Below are 7,189 nucleotides of genomic sequence, written 5' to 3' on the forward strand. Positions count from 1 at the left end.
CCATGACGGCACGGGCATCGCAGCCGCGAGGGGACCATCCGCCGACCGCTGCCGACGCGGACGGGTTTCGGCAGATCGTCTATCGACGCCAGGACGACAGCCTGCTCGGCGGACGTGGCCTGGGGCCGATCGCCTCCTCGGTGTCCCGGGACGAACTTCTCTCCTGGCACGACGACTTGCGCGAGCACGTGGCGGTCGACGTGGACGACCGCGGCGCGCCGGTGACCAGTGTCGCGCTGGTGCACACCGGTCGGGGCGCCGCGGTGATCCGGCGCGAGTACGTGGTCGAGGGCAACAACGCGCGCGTCCTCCTCGACCCGGGCCGCGACCTGGGCCCGCATCGCGCGCTGGTGCTCACCCAGGACGCGGTGTGGGCGGAGGAGGCGGCCCTGGAGGACATCCCGCGCGGCTATGGCCTGGCCCCGATCGCCCGGGACTTCGTGGAGGCCGCGCTGGACGGCAACGCCGAACGGCTGCGCGGGCGGGCCCGTGACCAGGCACACCTGCTGGAGGTCACGGTGGCCGCGGTGCTGCGCCACCCGAGCCGCTTCTTCTCGTTCCGGCAGGCGGACGTCGGGATCGACCCGGTGCCGGTGCTGTGGGGGCTCGCCGATCTGCTCCCGCGGCTGGTTCCGGGGGCGTTCACGTTCTCCACGTTCGAGACGTTGGCTCACTCGGCCAAGCCGAGGTTCGTGGTGCTGCCGCGCCGGCCGCGGGACGCACAGCCGTGGGCGGGTCGGTACGGATTGCTGGTGCGGGAGGAGCCCAAGTCGGGTTCGGATGTGCACGCGCACGCGGCCGGGCTGCTGGTGAGCCGGTACGTCGACACCGACTGGTCGGGTGTCCACCAACTCCTGGAGGGCATGCTCGACCTGCGTCGGTTCCCGCACGAGCGGGCCGAGGAGCGGTCCCGGGAGATCTGCACCCGGTTGAGCCGGTGGATCGCCGCGCCCCGGGTGTCGGGCGCCGAGATCGCGGCACCAGGAGCGGAGCGGGCTCCCGAACCGGCGCCGTCGGCCACCCCGGCGCCGGGCCGGGCGGAGCGGCCGGAGCGCAACGCATCGATCGAACGGGCTGCGCGGGCACGACGGGTCGAACCGGTTCAATCAGTCGAACCGGTCGAACCGGTCGAATCGGTCGAGCGCGCCGGGCGGGCCGGGCAAGCGGAGCGGGCCGGGCGGGTGGAGCACGCCGGGCGCGTCGAGCGGGCCCCGCGCGAGCCGCGGGTGGTCACCGTGGCGGGGGCCGCCGAGGAGGAGCCGGCCTTCCCGTACGCGGCGGAGCCGGCCCGGACCACGGTCTCCGCGAAGGAGCGGGTGCCGCGCCCGACGGTGGCCGCCGAGGCGCCGCCGGAGCCGGTGCGGGCGAACGAACCGGTGCGGGCGACCGAGCCGGTGCGCCCGGTCGAGCCTGCCGAGCCGGCCGAGACTCCGGACGTGATCTGGTACGCCGACGACGGCGCGGTGTTCGAGGAGATCGAGGACGCCTTCACCGGGCCGTGGCCGGGCTTCGAGGAGGAGCGCGGCGAACTGCCGATACCCGCGCTGCCACTCACCGAGGACGACCCGGACGCAGCTCCGGACACCGACCCGGATCGCGAGGCCGGCGGCGCGACGGGGAGCCCGCCGACCCCGGGCACGCTGCCCGCCAGCGCCCGGAACGCGCCGTGGAGTTCGTGGGCCGAGTACGGCATCCCGGACACCGAGGTGGACAAGATACGGCGCGCGGTCAAGCGCCTGCCGGACAAGCCCACGCTGCGCGAACGCGCGCTCGGCGGCGGCGCGGCCAAGACCGAGGTCGCGGGCATCGACAACATCGTCACGCTCGCGGTCGCGCTGCGGCTCGCCGACCTGCGGGTGTTGCCGGTGATCGCGGATCGGCTGACCACGCGCCTGGAACAGCGCCGCCGGCAGCTCGCGCCGGAGGCGTGGAACCCGGACGACCTGCGGGCGATGCGCGAAACCCTGCTGGACGCCGAGCAGTTCGGCGACCGCCTGGAAGCGGCCGGCGCGGGCGACAAACGCACCCGTAAGCTCCTCGAACAACTGCTCGTGGTGGTGCTGGCACCCAAGACCGACACGAAGGGCGTGTTGCGCCAGATCGCGATCTGCGTGCTCTCCGATCGCCGGGACCGGTCGCCGAACCCGCTGATCGAGGAGATTCTACTGAACTCCCAATGGGGCGAGGACTTCCGCACCGAACTCGGGCGCCGCTGGGCGGAGCAGAACCCACCGCGCTGAGCCCGGCCGGCGGAGCGGTCCGCCCGGAGCGGTCGCGCCGCGTCCCGGTCGGATCCGTGCCGAGCCCGGGCCCGGCGCGGTGACCCGCGTGGAGCGGTCGCGTCGGCAGGCGCCCGCACGGACCGGTTTGCGCCGCGCCCTGAACGGATCCGCGCCGAGCCCGGCCCGCGGCGCGACCCGCACGGGCCGGCCGCGCCGCGTCCGGGCGAATCCGCCGCGCTCGCACGGGCGAATCCGCCGCGCGCGTCCGTGGTTGACGCCCGAACAGGTCGACGGGGGCCACCGGCGGGCGGGCCCGGGTGTCAGCGTTGCACGGTCCAGCCGCCGGCCCGCAGCGCCGTTGTGAGCGCCTCCGCCCGCCGCGGGTCCACCTGGAGCTCGACCAGGCCGGCCGGCCGGCCCTGGGCGTGGTCGATCCGGATGTCCTCGATGTTGACCTCGGCCCGGCCCACGTCGGCGAACAGCCGGGCCAACTCGCCCGGCCGGTCGGGGACGACCACCGGGACGGCCTCGTACCGCGCGGCCGGCTGCCCGTGCTTGCCCGGGATCCGGCCGTGCCCCACGTTGCCGCGGCGCAGCAGTGCCTCCACACCGCGCGAACCCAGTTCGCGCTTGGCCTCGTCCTCGGCGCCGAGCGAACGCAACGCGCCGACCACGGTGTCCAGATCGGTCGCCAGGCCGGCAAGCACGTCGGCGACCGCGTTCGCGTTGGCGCCCAGGATGTCTATCCACAACCGCGGATCCGAGCCCGCGACCCGGGTCACGTCCCGCACACCCTGGCCCGCGAGCCGGGTGTCGGTGTCCTGCGCGTGCTCCAGGCGCGCGGCCATCAGCGCGGACACCAGGTGCGGCGCGTGCGAGACGAGCGCGACCGCGTGGTCGTGGTCGCGCGGCGCCATCACCACCGGCACCGCGCGGCACAACGACACCATCTCCAGCGCCCGATTCAGCGTCTCGGTGTCGGTCTCGCGCGAGGGGGTGAGCACCCACGGCCGGCCGTCGAACAGGTCGGCCCGCGCGGCCAGCGGCCCGGAACGCTCGCGCCCGGCCAGCGGATGGCCGCCGATGTAGCGCGTCGCGTCGCAGCCCAGCTCCGCCATCTCCCGGAGCGGCTGCTCCTTGACGCTGGCCACGTCCGTGTAGCTGAGCGCGAGCCGCTCCGCCTGCACCAGCCGCAGCGTCTCGGCGATCCGCCCCGGTGGCACCGCGAGTACGGCCAGGTCCACCGGCTCCGGCGGTGTCGCCTCCAGCCCCGCGCCCATCGCCGCCGCCGTCTGTACCGCGGTGCTGTCCCGATCCCGCAGATACACGGTGACCCCGCGTGCGGTCAGCGCGAGCGCGACGGATGTACCGATCAGTCCGGTGCCGACCACGGCGGCGGTACGCACGACGGGAACTCCAAGGGACAGGTGACGGAATAATGGGGGAACCGATCAAGGCTATCCGTGACGGTACCCTCGGGCGGTGTCCTATCGCCCCGCGGCATCCATCGCGCCGCCCGGTTCGGCAATACCCGTGACGGCCCCCGTGCCGGCAACAAGCGAAAGGTCGGCGACCGTGGAAGCCCGTACGCCGCTCGCGACCGCCGTGGTCGCCATCGACGGTCCGTCAGGGTCCGGCAAGTCCAGCGTCTCGCGCGCGGTCGCCGCCCGGCTGGGCCTGCGCTACCTGGACACGGGTGCGATGTACCGGGCGATGACGTGGTGGATGCTCACCAACGACATCGACATCCACGACCCCGCCGCCGTGGCCGCCGTCGCGGACAAGCCGCAGATCGTCTCCGGGACCGCGCCGGAGGGGCCCACCATCACGGTGGACGGCAAGGACGCGGCCGGCCCCATCCGTACCGACGAGGTGACCAAGGCGGTCAGCGCGGTCAGCGCCGTGCCGCAGGTGCGCACCCGCCTGGTCGACCTTCAGCGGGCCGTGATCGGTGCGGGCGGCATCGTGGTCGAGGGCCGTGACATCGCGAGCGTGGTGGCGCCCGACGCGGCGGTCAAGGTCTACCTGACCGCGTCGGAGGCGGCCCGCGCCGCCCGCCGCAACGCCGAGCTGCTCGGCGTGCAGGCCACCAGCGTCGAGGCGACCCGGGCCGACCTGGCCCGCCGGGACGCGCTGGACTCCGGTCGCGCGGTCGCGCCGGCCGGGATGGCCGAGGGCGCGATCCTGGTGGACACCACCGAACTCGACCGTGATCAGGTGGTCGACCACCTGCTCGCCCTGGTCGCGGAACACGTGCGGTGACCGGGGCCTTCGGGACCACCTCGAAGCCCCCGCTCGCCGGGGCCGCGCACTTCATCGGCGAGCCGCTGCTGCGCAGTTTCTGGCGGGTGCGCGCGCTGGGCGCGTGGCACGTGCCGATGGCAGGCCCGGTGATCCTGGCGGGCAATCACGCCAACTTCGTCGACGGGCCGATGCTCTTCGCCTTCGCGCCGCGGCCCACGCAGGTGCTGGTCAAGCGCGAGATGTTCACCGGCGCGCTCGGCCCGGTACTGCGCGGGATCGGCCACATCCCGGTCCAGCGCGGGGTCGCCGACCGCAAAATGATCACCGATTCGCTCGACGTACTGGCGCGCGGCGGCGCGCTCGGCGTGTTCCCGGAGGGCACTAGGGGACAGGCCGACTTCTCGGCAGTGCACAATGGACTTGCATATCTGGCATTGCGCTCCGGGGCACCCATCGTCCCGGTGGCGTGCCTCGGCACCGGTGCGCGGGGATCCTCGATCGGTGCATTGCCGGGTCTGCGCTCCCGGATCGACGTGGTCTACGGCAAGCCCTTCGAGGCGGTCGAGAACGCCGACCGCCGGGCCACCCGCAAGGCCGTCCAGGCCGCGTCCGACCGCATCGTCGAACGGCTCACCGCGCACCTGCGCGAGGCCGAGCGGATGACCGGCCGCGCCGGCTGACCACGATCTTCACCCGTACCGCTACCCGAACGAGGAACACCCCCATGGAGCAGCACGCCGACGCCACGACCGAGGGCGCCTTCGACCCGGAGGCGTGGGAGGCGGGCTACGACCCCGAGGAATGGGTCGACCTGGACGGGGACGCCCCCGACCGAGGCGAGCACGGCGACGAGTCCGGCGGACCGCTGCCGGTGCTCGCCGTCGTGGGCCGACCCAACGTGGGCAAGTCCACGCTGGTCAACCGGATCATCGGGCGCCGCGAAGCGGTCGTGGAGGACACCCCCGGGGTGACCCGCGACCGCGTGTACTACGAGGCCACCTGGAACGGCCGACGGTTCACCGTGGTCGACACCGGCGGCTGGGAGCGCGACGTGGTCGGGATCGACCTGTCGGTCGCGGTCCAGGCCGAATACGCGATCGACTCGGCGGACGCGGTGATGTTCGTGGTCGACGCGATCGTCGGCCCCACCGACAGCGACGAGGCCGTCGTCAGGGTGCTGCGCAAGTCCGGCAAGCCGGTCGTGCTGGCCGCCAACAAGGTCGACAACATGGCGCAGGAGGCGGACGCCGCCGCGCTGTGGTCGCTGGGCCTGGGCCAGCCCTGGCCGGTCTCGGCCGTGCACGGCCGAGGCAGCGGCGACCTGCTCGACGCCGCGCTGGCGGTGCTGCCGGAGGCCCCCGCGCAGCGCTTCGGCGTGATGGAGGGCGGCCCGCGCCGGGTCGCGCTGCTCGGCCGCCCGAACGTGGGCAAGTCGAGCATGCTGAACAAGGTCGCCGGCGAGAACCGGGTGGTCGTGGACAAGGTCGCGGGCACCACCCGCGACCCGGTCGACGAACTGATCCAGCTCGGCGGCAAGACCTGGAAGTTCATCGACACCGCGGGCATCCGGCGGCGGGTGCACCTGACCCAGGGCGCCGACTTCTACGCGTCGCTGCGCACCACGGCCGCGCTGGAGAAGGCCGAGGTCGGGGTGATCCTGATCGACGCCAGCGAGCGGCTGACCGAGCAGGACACCCGGATCATCTCGCTCGCGGTCGAGGCGGGGCGCGCGATCGTGATCGCGTACAACAAGTGGGACCTGATGGACGAGGAGCGCCGCTACTACCTCGAACGCGAGATCGAGCAGGACCTGGTCCAGGTCACCTGGGCGCCCCGGGTGAACGTGTCGGCGCTGACCGGCCGGCACATGGAGAAGCTGGTCCCGGCCATCGAGACCGCGCTGGCCAGCTGGGAGAAGCGCATTCCCACCGGCCAGCTGAACGCGTTCCTGGGCACGCTGGTGGCCTCCCACCCGCACCCGATCCGCGGTGGCAAGCAGCCGCGCATCCTGTTCGGCACCCAGGCGGGCACCAAGCCGCCCCGCTTCGTGCTGTTCACCAGCGGCTTCCTGGAGGCTGGCTACCGCCGCTTCATCGAGCGCCGGCTGCGCGAGGAATTCGGCTTCCCGGGCACGCCGATCGAGATCCGGATGAAGGTCAGGGAGAAGCGCGGCCGCAACAAGACCGGTCGCTGACCATGTAGTCGCCGACCACGCACACGAGGAGGGCCCGGACGCCGGTGGCGTCCGGGCCCTCCTCGTTTCCCGCCGGCTTCGCCCGGTCGAGGCACATCAGAGCGGCAGGTGGCCGTGCGGGGCGGGTACGCGCGGGGGTTGGGCGGGCACCAGCGAGGCGCCGCGGTGTCGGCCGTACGTGGTGTAGCCGCCCTGGGTGGGCAGCGAGAAGTTCGGGAACGGCGGATCCTGCGCGTACGAGTGGCTGATCGCCGCGGGCGCGCCATAGGACGGGCGGCCCGCCGCGAAGTCCTCGTTCGAGCGCTCGTGCGGGACGGCGCGGAACATCCGCCGCCACTCGGTCTCCAGCGCGTTGTAGATCGGCGTCAGAACGTCGTGGGTAGGCGCCGCGGGAGCCCCCACGGCGACGACGGGATGGCCGAGGGCCCGACTGCTGATGGAGTCGTCGAAACTGAACATATCTGGCCCAACGACCGAAGCGGCCACCGGTTGCGGGGGCGATGTCGGGCGGTTTGGGTGGGTGCGGGGG

Annotated in this window: 6 protein-coding genes; 4 read left to right on the top strand and 2 right to left on the bottom strand. The window is 73.5% G+C overall.

The genetic code is table 11. The annotated features are described in order from the left end of the window. The first annotated feature begins 2 nt into the window (after window positions 1–2). Window positions 3–2,240, top strand: a complete 2,238-nt coding sequence (locus A3IC_RS0139545) for a hypothetical protein (RefSeq protein WP_026219272.1) — start codon at window positions 3–5, stop codon at window positions 2,238–2,240. Between the two features lie 302 nt (window positions 2,241–2,542). On the opposite strand, the gene A3IC_RS0139550 is transcribed toward A3IC_RS0139545, so the two are convergent. After that, a complete protein-coding gene (locus A3IC_RS0139550; protein WP_020555599.1) occupies window positions 2,543–3,628 on the bottom strand; it encodes a prephenate dehydrogenase in 1,086 nt (361 codons plus the stop codon). A 169-nt stretch (window positions 3,629–3,797) separates the two neighbouring features. Between A3IC_RS0139550 and cmk the strand changes: the two genes are divergently transcribed. The 3 genes from cmk to der are packed head-to-tail and all read left to right on the top strand — an operon-like array spanning window position 3,798 to window position 6,660. Further along, entirely contained in the window at window positions 3,798–4,484 is a 687-nt protein-coding gene (gene cmk, locus A3IC_RS0139555; RefSeq protein WP_020555600.1) for a (d)CMP kinase, read from the top strand. Continuing rightward, complete coding sequence (locus A3IC_RS0139560; protein ID WP_020555601.1) at window positions 4,481–5,146, top strand: lysophospholipid acyltransferase family protein; 666 nt, start codon at window positions 4,481–4,483, stop codon at window positions 5,144–5,146. The genes cmk and A3IC_RS0139560 overlap by 4 nt, the downstream gene beginning before the upstream one ends. Window positions 5,147–5,190: 44 nt before the next feature. Next, complete coding sequence (gene der, locus A3IC_RS0139565; protein ID WP_020555602.1) at window positions 5,191–6,660, top strand: ribosome biogenesis GTPase Der; 1,470 nt, start codon at window positions 5,191–5,193, stop codon at window positions 6,658–6,660. A gap of 96 nt (window positions 6,661–6,756) precedes the next feature. On the opposite strand, the gene A3IC_RS59255 is transcribed toward der, so the two are convergent. Beyond that, on the bottom strand, window positions 6,757–7,119 hold the full coding sequence (locus A3IC_RS59255) for a hypothetical protein (RefSeq protein ID WP_020555603.1): 363 nt from the start codon (window positions 7,117–7,119) through the stop codon (window positions 6,757–6,759). Window positions 7,120–7,189 lie beyond the last annotated feature (70 nt).

Origin of the sequence: Embleya scabrispora DSM 41855 (assembly GCF_000372745.1) — a bacterium.
GTDB classification, from domain to species: Bacteria; Actinomycetota; Actinomycetes; order Streptomycetales; family Streptomycetaceae; genus Embleya; species Embleya scabrispora.